Annotated in this window: 14 protein-coding genes; 12 read left to right on the top strand and 2 right to left on the bottom strand. The window is 72.6% G+C overall.

Features of this window, described 5'->3' with window-relative positions; genetic code table 11:
• Positions 1-7 precede the first annotated feature (7 nt).
• From asnB to ABZT74_RS33885, 7 genes are all read left to right on the top strand, one after another.
• Positions 8-1,885: an asparagine synthase (glutamine-hydrolyzing) gene (asnB, locus tag ABZT74_RS33915; RefSeq protein WP_356441229.1), complete on the top strand. Its 1,878-nt coding sequence runs from the start codon at positions 8-10 to the stop codon at positions 1,883-1,885.
• Complete coding sequence (locus ABZT74_RS33910) at positions 1,882-2,916, top strand: PrpF domain-containing protein (protein ID WP_355871067.1); 1,035 nt, start codon at positions 1,882-1,884, stop codon at positions 2,914-2,916. The genes asnB and ABZT74_RS33910 overlap by 4 nt, the downstream gene beginning before the upstream one ends.
• Complete coding sequence (locus ABZT74_RS33905; RefSeq protein ID WP_356164472.1) at positions 2,895-4,070, top strand: acyl-CoA dehydrogenase family protein; 1,176 nt, start codon at positions 2,895-2,897, stop codon at positions 4,068-4,070. The genes ABZT74_RS33910 and ABZT74_RS33905 overlap by 22 nt, the downstream gene beginning before the upstream one ends.
• A complete protein-coding gene (locus tag ABZT74_RS33900) occupies positions 4,058-5,461 on the top strand; it encodes a dihydroorotase family protein (RefSeq protein ID WP_356441226.1) in 1,404 nt (467 codons plus the stop codon). Before ABZT74_RS33905 ends, ABZT74_RS33900 begins: the two co-directional genes overlap by 13 nt.
• Positions 5,458-5,985, top strand: coding sequence for a flavin reductase family protein (locus tag ABZT74_RS33895; RefSeq protein WP_356164476.1), 528 nt, complete (start codon positions 5,458-5,460; stop codon positions 5,983-5,985). The genes ABZT74_RS33900 and ABZT74_RS33895 overlap by 4 nt, the downstream gene beginning before the upstream one ends.
• A gap of 231 nt (positions 5,986-6,216) precedes the next feature.
• On the top strand, positions 6,217-6,675 hold the full coding sequence (locus tag ABZT74_RS33890) for a MarR family winged helix-turn-helix transcriptional regulator (protein ID WP_356164478.1): 459 nt from the start codon (positions 6,217-6,219) through the stop codon (positions 6,673-6,675).
• 255 nt (positions 6,676-6,930) lie between these two features.
• Positions 6,931-10,131: an alpha-L-rhamnosidase gene (locus tag ABZT74_RS33885; RefSeq protein WP_356441223.1), complete on the top strand. Its 3,201-nt coding sequence runs from the start codon at positions 6,931-6,933 to the stop codon at positions 10,129-10,131.
• 165 nt (positions 10,132-10,296) lie between these two features.
• Here the strand turns inward: ABZT74_RS33885 and ABZT74_RS33880 are convergent, their stop codons facing one another.
• Complete coding sequence (locus ABZT74_RS33880) at positions 10,297-12,204, bottom strand: ABC transporter ATP-binding protein (protein WP_356441250.1); 1,908 nt, start codon at positions 12,202-12,204, stop codon at positions 10,297-10,299.
• A gap of 246 nt (positions 12,205-12,450) precedes the next feature.
• On the opposite strand from ABZT74_RS33880, the gene ABZT74_RS33875 reads away from it, so the two are divergent.
• The 3 genes from ABZT74_RS33875 (at position 12,451) to ABZT74_RS33865 (ending at position 15,722) form a co-directional block, all read left to right on the top strand.
• Positions 12,451-13,380 (top strand): lysylphosphatidylglycerol synthase transmembrane domain-containing protein, encoded by a 930-nt coding sequence (locus ABZT74_RS33875; RefSeq protein WP_356441247.1) that lies wholly within the window; start codon positions 12,451-12,453, stop codon positions 13,378-13,380.
• A gap of 105 nt (positions 13,381-13,485) precedes the next feature.
• Positions 13,486-14,250: a crotonase/enoyl-CoA hydratase family protein gene (locus tag ABZT74_RS33870; RefSeq protein ID WP_356441220.1), complete on the top strand. Its 765-nt coding sequence runs from the start codon at positions 13,486-13,488 to the stop codon at positions 14,248-14,250.
• A gap of 374 nt (positions 14,251-14,624) precedes the next feature.
• Entirely contained in the window at positions 14,625-15,722 is a 1,098-nt protein-coding gene (locus tag ABZT74_RS33865; RefSeq protein WP_355871047.1) for a mechanosensitive ion channel family protein, read from the top strand.
• A gap of 58 nt (positions 15,723-15,780) precedes the next feature.
• On the opposite strand, the gene ABZT74_RS33860 is transcribed toward ABZT74_RS33865, so the two are convergent.
• Positions 15,781-17,331, bottom strand: a complete 1,551-nt coding sequence (locus ABZT74_RS33860) for a M1 family metallopeptidase (protein ID WP_356441217.1) — start codon at positions 17,329-17,331, stop codon at positions 15,781-15,783.
• A 286-nt stretch (positions 17,332-17,617) separates the two neighbouring features.
• On the opposite strand from ABZT74_RS33860, the gene ABZT74_RS33855 reads away from it, so the two are divergent.
• Both ABZT74_RS33855 and ABZT74_RS33850 read left to right on the top strand, forming a co-directional pair.
• A complete protein-coding gene (locus tag ABZT74_RS33855; protein ID WP_356441214.1) occupies positions 17,618-19,837 on the top strand; it encodes an NADP-dependent isocitrate dehydrogenase in 2,220 nt (739 codons plus the stop codon).
• Between the two features lie 280 nt (positions 19,838-20,117).
• Entirely contained in the window at positions 20,118-21,179 is a 1,062-nt protein-coding gene (locus ABZT74_RS33850) for a right-handed parallel beta-helix repeat-containing protein (RefSeq protein WP_356441211.1), read from the top strand.
• Positions 21,180-21,187: the final 8 nt, after the last annotated feature.

Below are 21,187 nucleotides of genomic sequence, written 5' to 3'. Positions count from 1 at the left end.
ACGCAGCGTGTGCCGCATATACGGAACCTTCAACATCCACTCCGACGAGGCCGAACTGCGCCGTGTCGCCGACCTGATGCACCACGGCGGTCCCGACGCCCAGAGTGTCGCGCACCGGTCCGACTGGGCGCTCGGCAACAACCGGCTGTCCATCATGGACCCCGAGGGCGGCGCGCAGCCGTACCACCTCGGCCGGGTCACCGTCGTGTTCAACGGTGAGATCTACAACCACCGTGAGCTGCGCGAACGCCTGACCGGGCTGGGATTCCACTTCGAGGACCAGTGCGACGGCTCCATCCTGCCCGCGCTGTACCTGACGTACGGGGACCGGTTCGCCGAGCACCTGGACGGCATGTACTCCGTCGCCGTCATGGACCTGCGGAGCACGCCCCGCATGGTGCTGGCCACCGACGACTCGGGCATGAAGCCGCTCTACTACCACTGGGAACAGGCCACCGGCCGCTTCCACTTCGCCTCCGAACTGCCCGCCCTCCTCGGCTTCGCCGGGGTGCGGGCGGAGGAGGACGAGGCAGGTCTCGACGCCTATCTCACGTCGAAGACGCCGTTCGGCGACCGCACCATGTTCCGCGGTGTGCAGGTCATGCCGCCGGCCGCCACCGCCGTCCTCAGCCACCGGGACGGGCTGCGCGTCAAGCAGCGGCCCATGGCCCACGAGCGGGGACTGCGCCCCGACAAGGACCGCACCCTGGACGAGGCGGGCGACCAGCTGCGCGCCCTGCTCTTCGAGGAGGTGTCACGCCTCCTGGTGGCCGACGCCCCGGTCGCGGCCGTCACCTCGGGCGGGCTCGACTCCAGCCTCGTCACGGCTCTGGCCGCCGAGGCACTGCGCGCCGGCGGGGGCCTCGGGAGCCTGCACACCTTCAACATCGCGTACACCGGCACCTGGCCCAGCGACGAACGCGCCTACGCCGCCGAGGTCGCCCGCGCCGCCGGCACCCGGCACCACCAGGTCGAGATCGATCCGGCCACCTTCCCCGACCTGATGACCGACGTGGTGCGCCACCTCGGACAGCCCAACGCCGATCCGATCACCCTGTCCACGTTCTCCCTGTTCCGGGCGGTCCGCGACGCCGGCTTCAAGGTCGCCCTGACCGGCGACGCGGCCGACGAGCTCTTCAGCGGCTACTCCCGCATGACGCAGGCGGTGGCCGCGCACCACGGATCGGACTGGATCGACGACTACCTCGACCACCTCGCCGCCGTCCCGCGGTCCCTGCGCGAGAGCCTGTACACCGACGAGTACGCCTTCTCCGTGAACGCGGTCGGTTCCTCCCTGCCCGCCGACATCCGGCGCATCCTGCACAGCAGCCCCGGCACCCGGCTTCAGCGCATCGGCGCGGTGGAGCAGCGCTACCGGCTGCCGGCCTACCACCTGCGCCGCGTCGACCACCTGTCGATGGCCAGCTCGGTCGAGGTGCGGCTGCCGTTCTGCCAGCCCTCCGTCGTCCGCTTCGCCTCCACGCTCACCGACGCGCAACGGCTCGTGCCCGGCCAGGGGGTGAAGCGTGCCCTGTACCGGTCGGCCCGGGGCCTGATCCCGCGCAGCGTGCTGGAACGCCCCAAGCAGCCGTTCACCCTGCCGGTCACGGCGATGCTCGCGCCCGGTCAGGGCCTGTGGACCCTCGCCCGCGACGTGCTGTCCCCCCGGACGCTGCGCGCCGACGGACGCATCCGCCCCGAGCGGGTCGAGGCGCTCTTCGACGAGCAGGCCACCCGGCCCAGCGACACCGTCTCGCTGGCCCTGTGGTCCCTGATGTCGCACCAGTTGTGGCGCCAGGAGTTCTTCGCGACGGCGGGAGCCACCGCCGGGGCCCCGCTCACCCTGCACACGCCGGCGCGGGTCCTCCAGGAGGCGGCGGCATGACCGTCAGCCTGGCCCGAGCGCACGGCACCCCGTGCCCCACCGCCGTGCTGGACGCGCGCACCCTGCCCGCCTCCGAGCCCGAACTGCTCGCCCGGCTCACCGAGTTACGGGCCGCGCTCGCCGACCACGGAGCCGCGGACGTCCTGAAGAACGCTCTCGTCCAGCCCTCCCGGCACCCTCTGTTCGACCTGGACTACCGCTTCGTCCAGTCGATGCCGGACCGTCTCGACAGCTTCGACCTGCGCGGCTCCTGCGGGCACTCCATCCTCGCCGCGGTCGAGGCGGCGGCGCGCACCGGCATGATCCAGCCCCTCGTGGCGGGCTGCCGGGTCCGGGTCAACGTGCTCAACAACGGGGACAACGTGGTGTGCGAGGCGGAGGAGACCTCCGACGGAGGCACCCGCTTCACGGCGCACTTCCTCTGCTCGCCGCCGCGCCCGGTCGACGAGCTCCTGATCACGGGTGAGCCGGTCACGGGCATCCGGTTCGACGGCCGTACGGTGCCGGTCTCCCTGGTCTCGATGGGCAATCCGTACCTCTTCGTGAACGCCGCCGAGCTGGGCGTCCGCACGGTCGAGGAGCTCTTCGCCGACGACCCCGTGCTGTTCGACCGGATGACCCGGCTGCGGCTGGCCGTCTGCCGGGCGCTGGGCTGGGAGACCGGCGGCGCCTTCCCGAAGGTGGCCGCGCTGCTCCCCGACGGTCCCGGCGCCCTCGCCGTCCGCGCCATCTCCGTACCGTCCTGGCACCCCACCGTGGCCCTCACCGGGGCGACCTGCCTCGCCGCGGGCGCCGCCGTCGAGGGCACGATCCCGCACCTGCTGTCCGGCGCGGCGGACCAGCCGGAGAACGGCATGCTCGCCCTGCGCACGCCGGGCGCCACCGTCCGCGCCTCGGCCCGCACGACGGGCGGTCCCCAGGACCGCCGGCTCGCCTGGATCTCCGTCGCGGAGAAGCAGGTCGACTACCGCGGCCACTTCCTGCCCGCCCCCACCTCCCAGGAGTTGTCATGGCTTCCGCAGACAGCCTGACCGTGCCCGACGCGCCGGCCCTCACCGACGCGCCCCTCCCCCCGCCGGCCACCGGTCCGAACGCGGCGATCCGCGAGCGCCTCGCCGCCTGTGCCCGGGACGCCGACCTGAGCGGTGAACCGGACCGACGGGCCCTGGCCCTGCTGCGCGAGACCGGTCTGCTCGGTCTGGCCCTGCCCTACGAGTACGGCGGGACCGGCGCCGACGCGCACGGACTGAACACGGCCGTCGAACAGGTCGCCCAGGTCAACGCGTCCGCCTCGATCATGCTCTTCCAGCACTACGCGGTCAGCGCGCGCATCCTCGAACACGGCAGTCCGGCCCTGCGCCGCCGGCTGCTGCCCCGACTGGCCCGCGGTGACTGGCTCGCCGCCTCCGCCTGGAGCGAGACGGGTGCCGGCGCGAACAAGAAGCACCTGTCCACCACCGCGCGCCGCACGCCCGACGGCGGCTGGGTCCTCGACGGCGCCAAGTCCTTCACCACCAGCGCGGGCCTGGCCGACATCTACCTGGTGCTGGCGCAGACCGAGGAGCCCGCCGCGGACGCCGCACCCGACACCGGCTACGGCTCCGCGGGCCAGACGTTCTTCCTCGTACCGGCGGACACGCCCGGACTGGAGCCGGACACCTCGCTGCGGCTGACCGGCATGCGCGGCTCGGCGACCGGATTCGTCTCGGTCCACGACTGCCACGTGCCGGACACCGCGCGGCTGGGTCCGGTCGGCGCGGCGGCCTCGATCATCGCCGGTGTCCGGGACAGCGGGGCCACGCTCGGTGCCGTGTCCGTCGGCCTGGCGCAGGCGGCCCTCGATCTGGCCCATGAGCACGCCGAGCGGCGTGGTCTGACGGCTCAACAGGCCGTACGCCACCGGCTGGTGGACATCGCGGGCGAGGTCGAGGCCGCGCGTGCGGTCGTCGAGCGGACCGGCCGGCGTACCGCTCCCGACCCGGGGATCGCCACGCTGCACTCCAAGCTCTTCGCCTCCTCTGCCGCCGAACGCGTCGTCAACGCGGTGGAGCGGCTGCTGGGTTCGGCCGGCTATGTCGCGTCGAACGAGATCAACCGCTACGGCCGCGACGCGCGCGCCGTCGCCCTGATGGGACCGACCAACGACCTCTGCAAGGAACTGGTGAGTCTGACGTGGAACCGTTGAATCCCGCATCCGAGGACCTTCCCGCCGAACTGGTCGTCGAGGGCGGCCGGCTCGTCACCCCCGACGGTGTCCGCGACGGCACGGTGGTCGTCCGGGACGGCCGTGTCGCGGCCCTGCTCGCCCCCGACGAGCCGCTGCCCGCGGGCCCGCGCCTCGACGCCCGTGGCCGCTACGTGCTGCCGGGCCTGATCGACTCCCACGTCCACTTCCGCACTCCCGGTCTGGAGTACAAGGAGGACTGGGAGCACGGCAGCCGGGCCGCCCTCGTCGGCGGCGTAACGACCGTGGTCGACATGCCCAACACCCGACCGCCGTCGCTGGACGAGGCCGCTCTGATCGCCAAGGACGAGGTGATCCGGGGGACTTCGTGGGCCGACTACCGCTTCCATCTGGGCGCCGACCCGGACCGTCCGGAGCTGCTGGCGGACATCGACCCGCGGATCGCGACCTCGGCCAAGGTGTTCATGGCCGGCCACCACACGGCGCCGGTCGTGTTCCGGGACGCCGAGCAGCTGCGGCGGGCCTTCGCCGCGGCGGCCCGGGGCGGGATCAGGCTCGTGCTGCACGCCGAGGACCAGCATGTCTTCGACCTGCTCGACGCGAGTTCGAGCCCCCCGGACTCGTACGGCGAGTACGAGCCGCACCGGCCGCGCTCGGGAGGCATCGTCGCCGTCGCCCAGGTCGTGCATCTCGTACGGGAGTACGGCACGAAGGCGCACATCCTCCACGTGTCGTCGGCGGAGGAGGCCGATCTGCTGTCGGCGGCCGCCGCCGAGGGGCTGCCCCTCACCTTCGAAGTGACCGGCCACCACCTGTCGTTCACGCACGACGACACCACCCGGCGCGGTCCGCGGACCCGGCTCTCCCCGGCCATCCGCGAGTGCCGTGACCAGAAGCGTCTGTGGCGGGCCGTGCTGCACGGCGAGGCCGCCTCCATCGGCAGCGACCACGCCCCGCACACGGTGGAGGAGAAGAACCGTCCGCCGGCCGACGCGCCGCCCGGTCTGCCCGGTGTCCAGGAACTCGCCACGGCCGTGTGGACGGGGCTGCGGACCCGGGAGATCGGTCCGGACGAGGCCGCCTCGCATCTGGCCCGGCTCATGGGCTCGGGACCCGCCCGGCTCTTCGACCTGCCCGGCAAGGGGCGGCTCGAACCGGGCGCTGACGCCGACCTGACCCTGCTCGATCCGGCCGCGCGCTGGCAGTTCTCCGCACACGACGTGCAGGCGCTGTGCGGCTGGTCCGCGTACGAGGGCTGGACGTTCACCGGGCGCTTCACGACGACGGTCAAGGCCGGCCGCGTGTCCTGGGACATCCGTACGGGCTTCTCCGGCCGTCCCGAGGGCCGCTGGCTCCAGGGTTCGGCCCGGCCTCTGGAGGTGGCGCGGTGACTCCGGCGCTGCTCGCGGCCCAGCCGTCGGCCGGCGCGGCCCAGGATCTCGCCGAGGCGTTCCGCGCCGCGATGTCGGCGCTGGCCGCCCCCGTCACCATCGTGACCTGCTACGACGACCGGGGCAGGCCGCGCGGTCTGACGGCCAGCGCCGTCAGCTCGCTCTCGCTCAGCCCGCCGCTGTTCCTCGTCTGCCTCGACCGCAACTCCCGTACGCACGACGCCCTGACGGACGCCGAGGACTTCGCCGTGCACCTGCTGGGCCCCGGCGAGGAACACCTCGTCAACCGGTTCATGCGGCCGGCCGAGCGCCGTTTCGACGACGTCCCGCTGGCGGCGGAGTCCCGCCGGGCCCCCGTCCTGCGGGACGCGTCCCTGACCCTGACGTGTGTCCGCCACGACGTCCTGGAAGGAGGCGACCACACGATTCTGGTGGGGCGGGTGACCGATGTGGGCGGCGAGCCCGCGCACTCGGGTGGCCTGGTCTGGCACCGACGCGGTTTCGCGCACGCGCGACGGCCGTGAACCGGAGGGCGGGGGGCGCCGCCCCGCCGCGGCCGGCGGGCCCCCCCCCCGGCCCCCCCCCCCCCCCCGGCCCCACCCCCCCCCCCCCCCCCCCCCCCCCCCCCCCCCCCCCCCGCGCCCCCCCCCCCCCGCCCGGGCCACGCGCCCGTCCCGTTCCTCCTCCCCCACCCGCTCCCCCACCCCCGCGGCCGCCGTCGGCGCCGCCCCGCCCGACAGACCGGGAGAACCCCTGTGACCACACGTCCGCACCAGGTCTTCGAGGACCTCGCCCGTCTCGGCGCCCTGCTGTCCCAGGACATCGACACGCGTCTGCGCGAGGAGTGCGGCCTGTCCCTGAACGGCTTCCGGGTGCTGCTGACAGCCTCCGGCCGGGCCCCCTTCTGCCGCGTCCAGGAGGTCGCCGACGCGCTCGGCCTCAGCGTGGGCGGGGCGAGCCAGGCCGTCGACCGGCTGGAACGGCGCGGGCTGTGCGGGCGCCGCTCCAATCCGCGGGACCGGCGCTCCAGCCTGGTCGACGTCACCCCCGCGGGACACGGACTGCTCGACGACGCGACCCTCGTGTACGCCGACGCTCTCGACGCCCTCGTCGGCGTTCCGCTCACCGAGCCGGAACTCGGCGAACTCGCCCGTCTGCTCGGGGTGTTGCGCTTCGCCGTGGGCCCGGAGAGCCGCCTCGCTCCGGCCGGCTGACCGGACCTCACACCCCACCGGTCTCCGGACGCCGGGCCGATCCGCCTCCCGCAGGTCGGACACCGTGCGTGGGCCCGTCGACTCCGATTGAAACCGTTCAATTTCCCAGAGACGCGAACCGGCCACCCTCCCCCACACATCACGCCAGTACAGCCGAGCAACAGGAAATCCCGGCACACTCATTGACCCCCGCCTCCCACACCCCTACCTTCACCGACGTGAATCGATTCACAACTCCGAGGTGAGGGGCCGCAATTGATCAGCAGGAGGAACATCCTGGCGAGCGCCGCGGGCGCGGTCGCCGTGACGGCCACGGGAGCGGGTGCGGCCGCGGCCGCACCGGCGTCCGCGGCGGCCGGGCAGCGCGGTGGGGCGCGGGTCACGGCGCCGACCGTCGAATACGTGCAGAACCCCTTGGGCCTCGACGCCCAACACCCCCGGCTGAGCTGGCCGATGACCTCGGACACCCCGGGGATGCGGCAGAGCGCCTACCAGATCCGGGTGGCCTCCAGCGCGTCCGGCCTGTCCCGGCCCGACGTCTGGGACAGCGGCAGGGTGACCTCCGGCCAGTCCGCCCTCGTCCCGTACGCCGGACCGCAACTGGCGCCCCGTAAAAGGTACTTCTGGTCGGTTCGGGTGTGGGACACCGACGGCGGCGTCTCCGCGTGGAGCGCGCCGTCCTGGTGGGAGACCGGCCTCATGGGCACGGAGCAGTGGTCCGCGACCTGGGTCTCCGCTCCCGCCGCCCTCACCGACGCGCCGTCCCTCGACGGGGGTTCGTGGATCTGGTTCGCCGAGGGGGATCCGGCGAGCGGGGCCCCGAAGGGCACGCGCTGGTTCCGGCGGGTGGTCGACGTCCCCGACGGCGTCACCTCGGCGAAGGTGGCCGTCACCGCCGACAACGTCTACGCCTTCTCGGTGAACGGCACCGAGGTGGCCCGCACCGATCTGGCGACCGACAACGAGGACTGGCGCCGCCCGGCCGTCGTCGAGGTCCTGGCCCACCTGCGCCCCGGACGCAACGTTCTCGCCGTCGCGGCCACCAACGCCACGGAGAGTCCGGCGGGCCTGATCGCCGTCCTCGACCTGCGGACGCCGTCCGGCGAGCAGCGGATCGTCACCGACACCTCCTGGAAGGCGACGGACGCGGAACCCGCGGCCGACTGGCGGGAGACCGGCTTCGACGACAGCGGCTGGCCCGCCGCGAAGGTGGCCGCGGCGTGGGGCGCCGGCCCCTGGGGGCGGGTCGTCCCGGCGTCGTTCGCCGCCAACCAGCTGCGGCACGCGTTCACGCTCCCCCGCAAGAAGGTGGCCCGGGCGCGCCTGTACGCGACGGCGCTCGGCCTGTACGAGGCGCACCTCAACGGCCGCCGGGTGGGCGTCGACCAGCTCGCCCCCGGCTGGACCGACTACCGCGAGCGCGTCCAGTACCAGACCTACGACGTGACCTCGCTCGTGCGGCCCGGCGCCAACGCCCTCGGCGCCTGGGTGGCGCCGGGCTGGTACGCGGGCAACGTCGGCATGTTCGGACCCCACCAGTACGGTGAACGCCCGGCGCTCCTCGCACAGTTGGAGGTCGAGTACAGCGACGGGACGAGCGAGCGGATCACGTCGGGCGAGGACTGGCGGGCCGCCGCCGGACCCATCGTCGCCGCCGACCTGCTCGGCGGGGAGACGTACGACGCGCGGCTGGAGACCTCCGGCTGGACCTCGCCCGGGTTCGACGACCGGAACTGGCTGCCGGTGCGCGCCGCGGGTGACGCCGCGCCGCCCCGGATCGTCGCGCAGGTGGACGGCCCGGTCCGGGTCGCCGGTGAGCTGCCGGCCGAGAAGGTGACGCAACCGGCCCCGGGCGTCCACGTGTTCGACCTCGGGCAGAACATGGTCGGCTCGGTGCGGCTGCGGGTGTCCGGCGCGGCCGGGACGACCGTGCGCCTCCGGCACGCGGAGGTGCTGAACCCGGACGGCACCCTGTACACCGCGAACCTCCGCTCGGCCGCCGCGACCGACACATACACCCTGAAGGGCGGCGGCGAGGAGACCTACGAACCGCGCTTCACCTTCCACGGATTCCGCTACGTCGAGATCACCGGCTTCCCCGGCACCCCTTCGGCGCGGGCCGTGACCGGCCGCGTGATGCACACCTCGGCGCCCTTCACCCTCGAGTTCGAGACCGACGTCCCGATGCTCAACCAGCTGCACAGCAACATCACGTGGGGACAGCGCGGCAACTTCCTCTCCGTGCCGACGGACACCCCCGCCCGCGACGAGCGGCTCGGCTGGACCGGCGACATCAACGTGTTCGCGCCGACCGCCTCCTACACGATGGAGTCGGCCCGCTTCCTGACGAAGTGGCTGGTGGACCTGCGCGACGCGCAGACCGCGGACGGCGCGTTCACCGACGTCGCGCCGATGGTCGGGACGGTCGGCAACGGTGTGGCGGGCTGGGGCGACGCGGGGGTGACGGTCCCCTGGGCGCTCTACCAGGCGTACGGCGACCGGCAGGTACTGGAGGACGCCTGGCCGTCCGTCCAGGCATGGCTGGCCTATCTGGAGCGCAACAGCGACGGGCTGCTGCGCCCGGCGGGCGGGTACGGCGACTGGCTGAACGTCTCGGACGAGACTCCCAAGGACGTCATCGCCACCGCGTACTTCGCGCACAGCGCCGACCTCGCCGCCCGGATGGCGACGGAGCTGGGCAAGGACGCCACGCCCTCCTCCCGACTCTTCGAGAGCGTCCGCGACGCGTTCCGGACCGCGTACGTCGGCACCGACGGGAAGGTGAAGGGCGACACACAGACGGCGTACGTGCTCGCCCTGTCGATGGACCTGATGCCCGACGCGCTGCGCACCGCCGCGGCCGGCCGGCTCGTCGATCTGATCCGCGCCAAGGACTGGCACCTGTCGACCGGCTTCCTCGGCACACCCCGGCTGCTGCCCGTGCTCACGGACACCGGGCACACCGATGTCGCCTACCGGCTGCTCCAGCAGCGTTCCTTCCCGAGCTGGGGCTACCAGATCGACAAGGGCTCCACCACGATGTGGGAGCGGTGGGACTCCATCCGGCCCGACGGCAGTTTCCAGACACCGGACATGAACTCGTTCAACCACTACGCCTACGGCTCGGTCGGCGAGTGGATGTACGCGAACATCGCCGGCATCTCGGCGGGCCGGCCGGGTTACCGGGAGATCGTCGTGCGGCCCCGCCCGGGCGGCGACGTCACCTCGGCGCGGGCCACGTTCACGTCGGTGCACGGTCCGGTCTCCACCCGGTGGAGCCTGCGCTCGGGCACCTTCGACCTGACCTGCGCCGTGCCCGCCAACACGACGGCCGAGGTGTGGATCCCGGCGGCCGGCCCCGAGGCGGTCACCCACACCCGGGCGGCCTACGTCCGTAAGGAGGACGGCTGCGCGGTGTACCGGGTCGGCTCCGGCAGTCACCGCTTCACGGCCTGACGACCGCCGCGGGAGGCAGGAGGGACGGGTCGGTCCCGGTGCGCGCCGCGCACCGGGACCGACCCGGACACCGGGTGGACGTCCGCGGAGGTTCGGCGGGCACCCACCCGGTCCCCGTACGCGGCCTGCGCCCGGACTTCCGTACGCCGCCCCTCCCGCGGTGTCCTACGAGGTCGCCTCCACCGCCACGGCCGGCTCCGGCTCCGGGGCGTCCTCCCGCGCCGTCCTGAACTGCGTCCGGTACAGCTCCTCGTACCGGCCCCGCACGGCGAGCAGTTCCTCGTGGGTGCCCCGCTCGACGATCCGGCCCGCCTCGACGACGAGGATCAGGTCGGCGGCCCGCACGGTCGACAGCCGGTGTGCGATCACGACGGCGGTCCGCCCCTCCAGCGCCTCGGCGAGCGCCTCCTGGACGGCCGCCTCCGAGGTGTTGTCGAGGTGGGCGGTGGCCTCGTCGAGGATGACGACGCGTTGGCGGGCGAGCAGCAGGCGGGCGATGGTCATGCGCTGCCGCTCGCCACCGGAGAGCCGGTAGCCGCGTTCGCCGACGACGGTGTCGAGGCCGTCGGGCAGGGAGGCGACCAGCGCGTCGAGACGGGCGCGGCGCAGCACGTCCCACAGTTCGTCCTCGGTCGCGGCGGGCCGGGCGAGGAGCAGGTTCTCCCGGACGGACTCGTGGAAGAGGTGGCCGTCCTGGGTGACCATGCCGAGGGTCGCGCGCAGCGACGCGGCGCTGAGGTCGCGGACGTCGACGCCGCCGATCCGGACGGCGCCCGCGTCGGTGTCGTAGAGGCGCGGCAGGAGTTGCGCGATGGTCGACTTGCCTGCGCCGGAGGAGCCGACGAGCGCGACGGTCCGGCCGGGTTCGGCGCGGAAGGAGATGCCGTGCAGGACCTCGGCTCCGCCCCGGGTGTCGAGGGCGGCGACCTCTTCGAGCGAGGCGAGCGAGACCTTGTCGGCGGAGGGGTAGGCAAAGCGGACGTCGTCGAACTCGACGGCCACGGGCCCCTCGGGGACGTCGCGGGCGTCCGGCTTCTCCGCGATCAGCGGCTTCAGGTCGAGCACCTCGAAGACGCGCTCGAAGCTGACCAGCGCGCTCATCACCTCGACGCGCGCCCCGGCGAGCGAGGTGAGCGGCGCGTACAGACGGGTGAGCAGCAGGGCGAGGGAGACCACGGCGCCGGCGTCCAGGGTGCCGCGCAGCGCGAACCAGCCGCCCAGGCCGTAGACGAGGGCCAGTGCCAGGGCCGACACCAGGGTCAGCGCGGTGATGAAGGCGGACTGCGCCATCGCTGTACGCACCCCGATGTCCCGCACCCGTCCCGCGCGCGCGGCGAACTCGACGGACTCCTGGCCGGGCCGGCCGAAGAGCTTGACGAGGGTGGCGCCGGGGGCGGAGAAGCGCTCCGTCATGCGGGTGCCCATCGAGGCGTTGAGGTCGGCGGCCTCGCGCTGGAGCCGGGCCATGCGGCTGCCCATGCGCCGGGCGGGGAGCACGAACACGGGCAGCAGGACGAGCGCGAGCAGGGTGATCTGCCAGGAGAGGGTGAGCATGACGGCCAGCGTGAGCAGCAGCGTCACCACGTTGCTGACGACTCCGGACAGGGTGTTGCTGAAGGCGCGTTGGGCTCCGATGACGTCGTTGTTGAGTCGACTGACGAGCGCGCCCGTACGAGTACGTGTGAAGAACGCGACCGGCATGCGCTGCACATGATCGAACACAGCCGTCCGAAGATCGAGGATGAGTCCCTCGCCGAGCGTCGACGACAGCAGGCGGCTCAGGATCCCGAGCGCCGCCTCGGCGACCGCGATGACCGCGATGAGCACGGCAAGGCGGACGACGGTGCGCTCGTCGCCGTGGGACACGATGGTGTTCACGACGTGCCCCGCGAGCACCGGTGTCGCGACGGCCAGCAGCGCGGTCGCCACGCTGAGGAGGACGAACTGGGCGATCCGGCGGCGGTGCGGGCGGGCGAAGACGGCGATGCGCCGCAGCGTCGCGCGGTCGAAGGGCCTGCGTTCCCGCTGGGCGTTCATCACGCTGTACAGCTGGGTCCAGGCCGTGCTCTCCATGCTCATGGGAGAGACGGTAGAACCTCAAGCTTCGTTGAGGTCAAGAGTTCCCGGAGAGGACACCCGCACGGGCGGGACGGCGTCAACCCGGGACCTGCCGGAGCCACCCCTCCCGCAGCTTGCCCGGCGTGTCAGCCGCCGTCCCCGTGCCCGCAACCTCACGTTGGTGCGGTGTGGAAAACCTCTCCCGATGTGACGACCGTACGACTCCCCCGAGCGAGGCCGGCGCTTCCCCGGCGCCTCGCCCTGCGCCCCGCCGTCCGGCCGGTCCTGTGCCTGCTTCCGCTGGCCCTGGTCCTGGTGGTGGCCGTGCGCCACCGGTCCGTCCTCGCCGAGGGCTTCGGCCATCTGCGGTCCGCCGAGTGGCCGTGGCTCGCGGTCGCGGCCACCGCGACCGCGCTGACCTGGGTGGCCGCGGCGCTGACCCGTCAGGGCGCGGTCATGGAACGGCTGCCCGCACGCCGGCTGGTCGCCACCCAGTTCGCGGCGGGCGCGGCCAATCATCTGCTGCCGACCGGCCTGGGCGCCGGAGCGGTCAATCTGCGGTTCATGACGGTGTGCGGGGTTCCGCTCGCCCGCTCGTCGGCCGCGCTCGCGCTGTATCTGCTCGCCGAGTCGATCGCCCGGCTCGGCCTGCTCCTCGGTCTGCTGATCGCGTTCCCCGGCGCCCTGCGCCTCGGCGGTCTGCTCCCGGACGGTGCGGTCGGGCCGCTGCTGCTGAGCATCGGGCTGCTGACGGCCGTCGCGGCGGCGACCCTGCTGCTCGTACGACGGCTGCGCACGCCGGTCGCCTCCTTCCTTCGCACCGCGCTCGGCGAGGCCCGCTCCGTGCACACCCGGCCGGCCCGCGCCTTCGCCCTGTGGGGCGGCTCGCTCGCGTTCCCGCTGCTCCAGGCCACGGGGCTCGCGGCGGTGGGCCGCGCGCTGGGCCTGCCGGTGTCACCCGCGCACATGGTGATCGCCTACCTCGCGGCGACGGTCGCGGTCGCGCTGGTGCCGACGCCCGGTGGCCTCGGTTCGGTGGAGGCGGCCCTGACCGTGGCGCTGGTCGCGGCTGGCGGTCCGGTCGCGGTGGCCACGGCGGTGGTACTGGCGTACCGGATCATCACGGTGTGGGTGCCGTTGCTGCCGGGGGCGCTGACGCTGGGGGCCCTGGTGCGCTGGAAGGTGATCTGAGCCGGGGGCGGCCCCCTGAGGCGGTGCGCTCCCCGGCGAGCTGTGGTACCGAGGAGTGACCACGACGTGCGGTGAGGCGCGTCGGCCGGAGAAGGGGACGGTGCCATGCCGGTACGGATCGAACGCCAGGGCCATGTCACCACCGTCGTCCTCTCCCGGCCGGCGGCCCGCAACGCGGTGGACGGGCCGACCGCGGCGGAACTCGCGGACGCCTTCAAGAAGTTCGAGGCCGACGAGACGGCGCGCGTCGCGGTGCTGTGGGGCGAGGGCGGCACCTTCTGCGCGGGTGCGGACCTCAAGGCCATCGGTGCCGAGCGGGGCAACCAGGTCACCGAGGACGGCGACGGTCCGATGGGCCCCACCCGGCTGCGGCTGACCAAGCCGGTGATCGCGGCCGTCGCCGGGCACGCGGTGGCCGGCGGTCTGGAACTGGCGCTCTGGTGCGATCTGCGGGTCGCCGAGGAGGACGCCGTCTTCGGTGTCTTCTGCCGCCGCTGGGGCGTCCCACTCATCGACGGGGGCACCGTGCGGCTCCCCCGGCTCATCGGCACCAGCCGCGCGATGGACATGATCCTCACCGGCCGCGCGGTCCCCGCGGCGGAGGCGTACGCGATGGGCCTCGCGAACCGGCTGGTCCCGGTGGGCCGGGCCCGCGCCGAGGCGGAGCGGCTCGCGGCGGAGATCGCCGACTTCCCGCAGGCCTGCCTGCGCAGCGACCGCGCCTCGGTCCTCGACCAGGAGGGCCTGATCGAGAAGGCCGCCCTGCGCACCGAACTCCGCTACGGCATGGACGTGCTGGACGAGAGCATGGAGGGCGCGGCCCGCTTCTCGTCGGGCGCCGGGCGACACGGTTCGTTCGACGGGGCCTGACGCCGGGGACCGGCGCTCGGGGCCGTCGCCGTCGGGCCTGCGCCGGGGGCGACGGCGTATCCCGGCCATGTGGGCGCGGGGGCGGGCGGGGCCCGTGTCGGAGAAGAGCCGGAGAAGAGCCGCGCGAAGGCGGAGAACGGTCACCATGTGCTCGCAGGACGGGCGTTGACGGGCGGTTCCGGTCAATGGCGGGAGTACGCCCCGCTGGTGACGGAGGGGCAGCCGGATGCGGCAGGATGAGCGGTCGCCCCGGACGACGAACACCTGTCCGGGCATGATCGCGTGTTCCCGGATTCGAGCAGGTGGCAAGTGACGACGCAGCGCATACGGCCCGCGGGCCCTCACCCCGGTCCCGGACTCCCGGGAGGTCACCGATGAAGCGTTCGGTCACCCTGGACGACCTGATGATCGCCGGCATAGCCGTGGCCGCGGGGCTGCTGGCGGCGTTCCTGCTGCGGATGCTGCTGCGCTGGCTGGGCAGGCACGCCGAGCGCACCCGCTGGAGCGGCGACGACGTCATCGTGGACGCGCTGCGCGCCCTGGTGCCGTGGGTGGCGATCGTGGGCGGGCTCGCCTCGGCGGCCGCGGTGCTGCCGCTGACCTCGGCGGTCGGACGGACGGTCAGCCGCTCGCTGACCGTGCTGCTCATCCTGGTCACGACGGTCACGGCGGCACGGCTCATCGCGGGACTGGTGCGGTCGGTGACCCAGTCGCGGTCGGGTGTCGCCGGATCGGCCACCATCTTCGTGAACATCACCCGGGTCGTGGTGCTGGCGATCGGCTTCCTGGTCGTCCTGCAGACTCTCGGGATCTCCATAGCGCCCCTGCTCACGGCTCTGGGCGTCGGCGGTCTCGCGGTCGCCCTGGCCCTCCAGGACACCCTCGCCAACCTCTTCGCCGGGGTGCACATCCTCGCCTCGAAGACGATCCAGCCGGGCGACTACATCAGGCTGAGCAGCGGCGAGGAGGGCTATGTCGTCGACATCAACTGGCGCAACACCACGGTCCGCCAGCTCTCCAACAACCTGGTCATCATCCCCAACGCCCAGTTGTCGGGCACCAACATGACCAACTTCACCCGGCCCGAGCAGCAGATGACGCTGACCGTGCAGGTGGGCGTCGGATACGACAGCGACCTGGACCACGTCGAGCGGGTGACGAACGAGGTCGTGACCGAGGTGATGACCGGGATCACGGGAGCCCTCCCGGACCACGAGCCCGCCGTCCGCTTCCACACCTTCGGCGATTCACGCATCGGACTGACCGTGATCCTCGGCGTGGGCGAGTTCAGCGACCAGTACCGGATCAAGCACGAGTTCATCAAGCGCCTGCACAAGCGCTATCGCGACGAGGGCATCCGCATCCCGTCCCCGGCCCGCACGGTCGCCCTCCAGCCCGGCGGCACCCCCCTGCCGGAATCGGCCATCCCTCACCAGCGCGAGGCCCGGCACGAGGCCACGCAACAGCGCTGAGAACCGTAAGGGGCCGGGCGGAACCTCTCCGCCCGGCCTCTGCTCGTCGACGGAGCGGTCAGAGCGTCGCGGACGAGTCCGGGTAGTGGCCGGGCTCACGGTGGCGAGGCGCGACCTGACCCGACACGACCGGGGTGACCGTCCAGTCGGGGTGGTTGGGCATACGCGGTGTCTTCGTCCCGTACAGCCAGTCGTTCAGGAAGCCCGACTGGTCCCGTCCGGAGATCTTCGTGGCGACCGCGATGTAGTCCGCGGTGGTCGCGGCCGCGTTGCGGTGGCGCTCCAGGAAGGTGCGCTCGATACGGTTGAAGACGTCCTCGCCGACGGCCTCGCGCAGCGCGTAGAGGACGAGGACTCCGCCCAGGTAGCGCTGGCTGTCGAAGAGGTTGACGGCGTTCGGCGCGGCGACGGGCCCGGAGGACGCCCGCCACTGGTCGCCCCTGGCGTACGTGTCCTTCATCCGGTCTTCCATGGTGAGCAGTCCGAGCGAGTCGGCCCAGCCGCGCTCGTAGCGGTAGAGCAGCCCGTAGAAGTCGGCGTGACCCTCGTTGATCCACAGATCGGCCCAGTCGGCCGGACTGACGCTGTTGCCGAACCAGGAGTGCACCAGCTCGTGCATCATGTGCGAGCCGATCTTCTTCTCCTCCTGGAGCAGGAAGTTCGGCTTGTAGAGCGTGAGCGTCTGCGTCTCCAGGCCCGTGAAGTCGAAGGCGTTCGCGGCGTCGGAGTTGCAGGGCAGCAGCCCGTACGTCTCGAACGGGTAGGCGCCGAGCCGCTGCTCCAGCCAGTCGAGCTGGCCGGGGGTGAGCGCGAGCGCCGGCTCCAGCGCGGTGGCGCGCGCCGTCGGGACGACGTCCCGCAGTCCCAGCCCGTGCGGCCCCCGCCGCTCCTTGACGAGGTAGTCGCCGACCGTGATCTGCACGAGTTCGGTGGCCGTCGGCGAACCCGAGCGGTAGGTGTACGCGGTCCGGTCGCCGTCCAGTTTCTCCGTGCGGACCAGCCTGCCGCTCGCGACGCCGCGCAGGGTGCTCGGCACGGTGATGCGGAAGCTGAAGTCCGCCTTGTCCAGCGGGTGGTCGTTGCACGGGAAGACGGTGTGCGCCGCGTTCGGCTGGGGGCACACGGCGAATCCGTCGGGGGTGGGGACCCAGGCGGTGTACGGGAGGGTCCTGGCCGGGTCCGCGGCGTACTCGACACAGACCGCGACGGCGCAGGACTCCGGCAGGGTGCGGGCCGGGGTGATCCGCAGCTTCTCGTCCACCTGCTCGAAGGTGGCCGCGGTGCCGCCGACCCGCACCGACCGCACGTCCAGGCCGAGCGCGTCGAGCGAGAAGCGCGAGAGGGCCTGGGTCGACCTGATCATCAAGGTCGCCTCGGCGTCGACCAGACGGGTCGTGGCGTCGTACGCGAAGTCGAGGTGGTACGCCTCGACGCGGTAGCCGTCGTTCCCGAGGGAGGGGAAGACGGAGTCGCCGAGGGACTCCGCGCCCGGGGTGGCCCCGGGTCGCAAGGCCTGGGACCGCGCCGAGGCGGAGGATCCGGCGGCGAGCACGGCGGCCGTGCCGAGCAGTGCGGCCGCGGGGGCCGTCACTCTGGTGCGATATCTCATGATTCGCTTTCGTTCGGGCGGCGGGGAGCCTGGAGGCCCGCCGCCGTATCGCGGCAGGGGATCACCCTCAGTACGCGTGAGGAGGGAGCCCGGTTGCCTCCGGTTCACCCTTTCCCGCTTTCACTTCGGTCCGCGCTTTCACTTGGGCCCCGCCCGGCCCGGTGCGACACGGGCGGCGGTTTCCCGTCGCCCTCGGGCCGCCGCGGCGCGGACCCCTGTCGAGGCCGGGTCGCTCACGAGATATCTTGATGTCGAGCAATGTTGCAGACGTGGAGCGGAGCACCCGGTGACTGACTCGACCATCATCTATACGCACACTGACGAGGCCCCGGCCCTGGCGACGTATTCGTTCCTGCCGGTGGTCCAGGCGTACGCCTCGCAGGCGGGTGTCACTGTGGAGACCCGTGACATCTCGCTGGCCGGGCGCATCATCGCCCTCTTCCCGGAGTACCTCCAGGAGGACCAGCGCATCGCGGACGCCCTGTCCGAGCTGGGTGAGCTGGCCAAGACGCCCGAGGCCAACATCATCAAGCTGCCGAACATCTCGGCGTCGATCCCGCAGCTGAAGGCGGCCGTGGCCGAGCTTCAGGCGCAGGGCTACGCGCTCCCGGCCTACCCGGACGACCCGAAGTCGGACGAGGAGCGCGACATCCGCGCCCGGTACGACAAGGTCAAGGGCAGCGCCGTGAACCCGGTGCTGCGCGAGGGCAACTCCGACCGCCGCGCCCCCGCGTCGGTCAAGAACTACGCCAAGACCCACCCGCACCGCATGGGCAAGTGGACCTCCGACTCGAAGACGAACGTCGCCACCATGGGCGTCGACGACTTCCGTTCCACCGAGAAGTCCGCGGTGATCTCCGAGGCGGGCGCGCTGCGGATCGAGCTGGTCGGCGACGACGGCTCCACCACCGTGCTGCGCGAGTCCGTACCCGTCCTGGCCGGCGAGGTCGTGGACGCGTCCGTCATGCACGTCGCGCCGCTGCGCGAGTTCCTCACGGCGCAGATCGCCCGCGCCAAGGCCGAGGGCGTGCTGTTCTCGGTCCACCTCAAGGCCACGATGATGAAGGTCTCCGACCCGATCGTCTTCGGTCACGTGGTGCGCGCCTTCTTCCCGAAGACGTTCGCGCAGTACGGCGAGACGCTCGCCGCCGCCGGTCTGACCCCGAACGACGGTCTCGGCGGCATCTACAAGGGCCTGGAGTCCCTGCCCGAGGGCGCCGAGATCAAGGCGTCCTTCGACGCCGAGCTCGCCGAGGGCCCCGAGCTGGCGATGGTCGACTCCGACAAGGGCATCACCAACCTGCACGTGCCGTCCGACGTGATCGTCGACGCCTCGATGCCGGCCATGATCCGCACCTCCGGCCACATGTGGGGCCCGGACGGCCAGGAGGCCGACACCCTCGCGGTCCTGCCCGACAGCAGCTACTCCGGCGTGTACCAGGTCGTCCTCGACGACTGCCGCGCCAACGGCGCCTTCGACCCGGCGACCATGGGCACCGTCCCGAACGTCGGCCTCATGGCGCAGAAGGCCGAGGAGTACGGCAGCCACGACAAGACCTTCGAGGTGCCGACCACCGGCACCGTCCGTCTCGTCGACCAGGCCGGCGACGTCGTCCTGGAGCAGACGGTCTCCGCCGGCGACATCTTCCGCGCCTGCCAGACCAAGGACGCCCCGATCAAGGACTGGGTGAAGCTGGCCGTCACCCGCGCCCGCGCCACCGGCGACCCGGCGATCTTCTGGCTGGACGAGACCCGCGCGCACGACGCCGTGCTCATCAAGAAGGTCGAGCAGTACCTGGCGGAGCACGACACCGAGGGCCTGGACATCCGTGTCCTGTCCCCCGTCGAGGCGACCAAGCTGTCCGTGGAGCGCATCCGCCGCGGCGAGAACACCATCTCGGTCACCGGCAACGTGCTGCGCGACTACCTGACCGACCTGTTCCCGATCCTGGAGCTGGGCACCAGCGCCAAGATGCTGTCGATCGTCCCGCTGATGGCGGGCGGCGGGCTCTTCGAGACGGGCGCCGGCGGCTCCGCGCCGAAGCACGTGCAGCAGCTCGTCAAGGAGGACTACCTCCGCTGGGACAGCCTCGGCGAGTTCCTCGCCCTGGCCTCCAGCTTCGAGCACCTCGCGACCACCACGGGCAACGCGCGTGCCCAGGTCCTCGCCGACACCCTCGACCGCGCGACGGCGACCTTCCTCAACGAGGACAAGTCGCCGACCCGCCGCGTCGGCGGCATCGACAACCGCGGCAGCCACTTCTTCCTCTCCCTGTACTGGGCGAAGGAGCTGGCCCAGCAGACCGACGACGCGGAGCTCGCCAAGGCGTTCGCCCCGCTCGCCGAGGTGCTGACCGCGCAGGAGCGGACGATCGTCGACGAGCTGAACGCGGTCCAGGGCAAGCCCGCCGAGATCGGCGGCTACTACCAGCCCGACCCGGCCAAGGCCGCCTCGATCATGCGCCCGTCGGCCACCTGGAACGAGGCGCTGGCGACCCTCGCCTGACCCACGCGTCACCCCGCGGAGGCGACTCCGCGGAGGTAGCTCCGCACACGCCGCCCCGGCCGGACTCTCCGGCCGGGGCGGCGTGCGTCGTGACGGACCCCGCCGGGCGGCGAACGCCCGAACGAGCGCCGGACCGGTCATCCGGCCCGCTCCCCGCCGCCCTCTCCACCGTCGCCTTCGCGCACCGTTCCTCGCCGCTCGGCGCGTCACGGTGACAGGGGCGGGCCCACCTGGGCGATCACCGGTGGCGGGCCGCAACGCCCCTTCATAACTTCGGCCTATGACCAAACGACAGTTGGCCCACCTCGCCTGCGCGGCGGCGGTAGCGGCGTCCGGCCTGGGCGCCGCCGCCCCCTCGGCCACCCACCGGTCGGTGCACCTGGTGCGCGCCGGCGAATCCATCCAGAAGGCCGTGGACGCGGCGAAGCCGGGCGACACCGTCGTCGTCTCCCCGGGCACGTACCACGAGAGCGTCCGCATCACCGTGTCGGGCCTGACCCTGCGCGGCTCCGGCGCCCGCAACACCGTCATCGTCCCGGGCACGGCCACCGGCGGCGCGTGCGCCACGGCCGGCGACGGCATCTGCGTCGCCGGGACGGACAGCAGTCCCGTCCGCCGGGTCACCGTGGCCGCGCTGACCCTCCGGGGCTTCACCAAGCAGGGACTGTGGGCCACCGGGACGGACCGGCTGACCGTCCGCGGGGTCACCGCCGAGAAGAACGGCCAGTGGGGCATCGCCACCGAGCGGTCCGCCCACGCCACGCTCGTCGGCAACACCGCCCGGGACAACGGCGACGCCGGTGTCTTCGTCTCCAACACGGTCGACAGCGAGGAGGGCGCCCGCGACAGCGGGAACACCCTCATCGCCGGCAACCGGCTGAGCGGCAACCGGATCGGCGTCACCGTACGACGGCTGCGGAACCTGACCGTCGCCCGCAACGACGCGACCGGCAACTGCGCCGCCGTGTTCGTCGTCGGCGACGAGAACAAGCCGCGGGTCGGCGCCCTGACCCTGCGCCAGAACCACATCCACGCCAACAACAAGTCCTGCCCCAAGACCGCGCGCCTGCCCTTCCTCCAGGGCTCGGGCATCGTCCTCACCGGCGCCGAGGACTCCCTCGTGACACGCAACCGCATCGAGGACAACGTGGGCACGTCCCCGCTGTCCGGCGGCATCGTGCTGTTCAAGAGCTTCGTGGGCGCCCTCAACGAGCGCAACGAGGTCCGCGACAACGTCCTGCTGCGCAACGGCCCGGCCGACCTGGCCAACCGTGACACCGGCCAGGGCAACACGTTCCGGGGCAACAGGTGCACGGTCTCCGAGCCCGCCGGAATGTGCTGACCGGCCCC

Origin of the sequence: Streptomyces sp. NPDC005302, assembly GCF_040607345.1 — a bacterium.
Classification (GTDB): domain Bacteria; phylum Actinomycetota; class Actinomycetes; order Streptomycetales; family Streptomycetaceae; genus Streptomyces.
The sequence above is the reverse complement of the archived record's forward strand: the minus strand, read 5'-3'. Positions and strand labels throughout refer to the sequence as shown.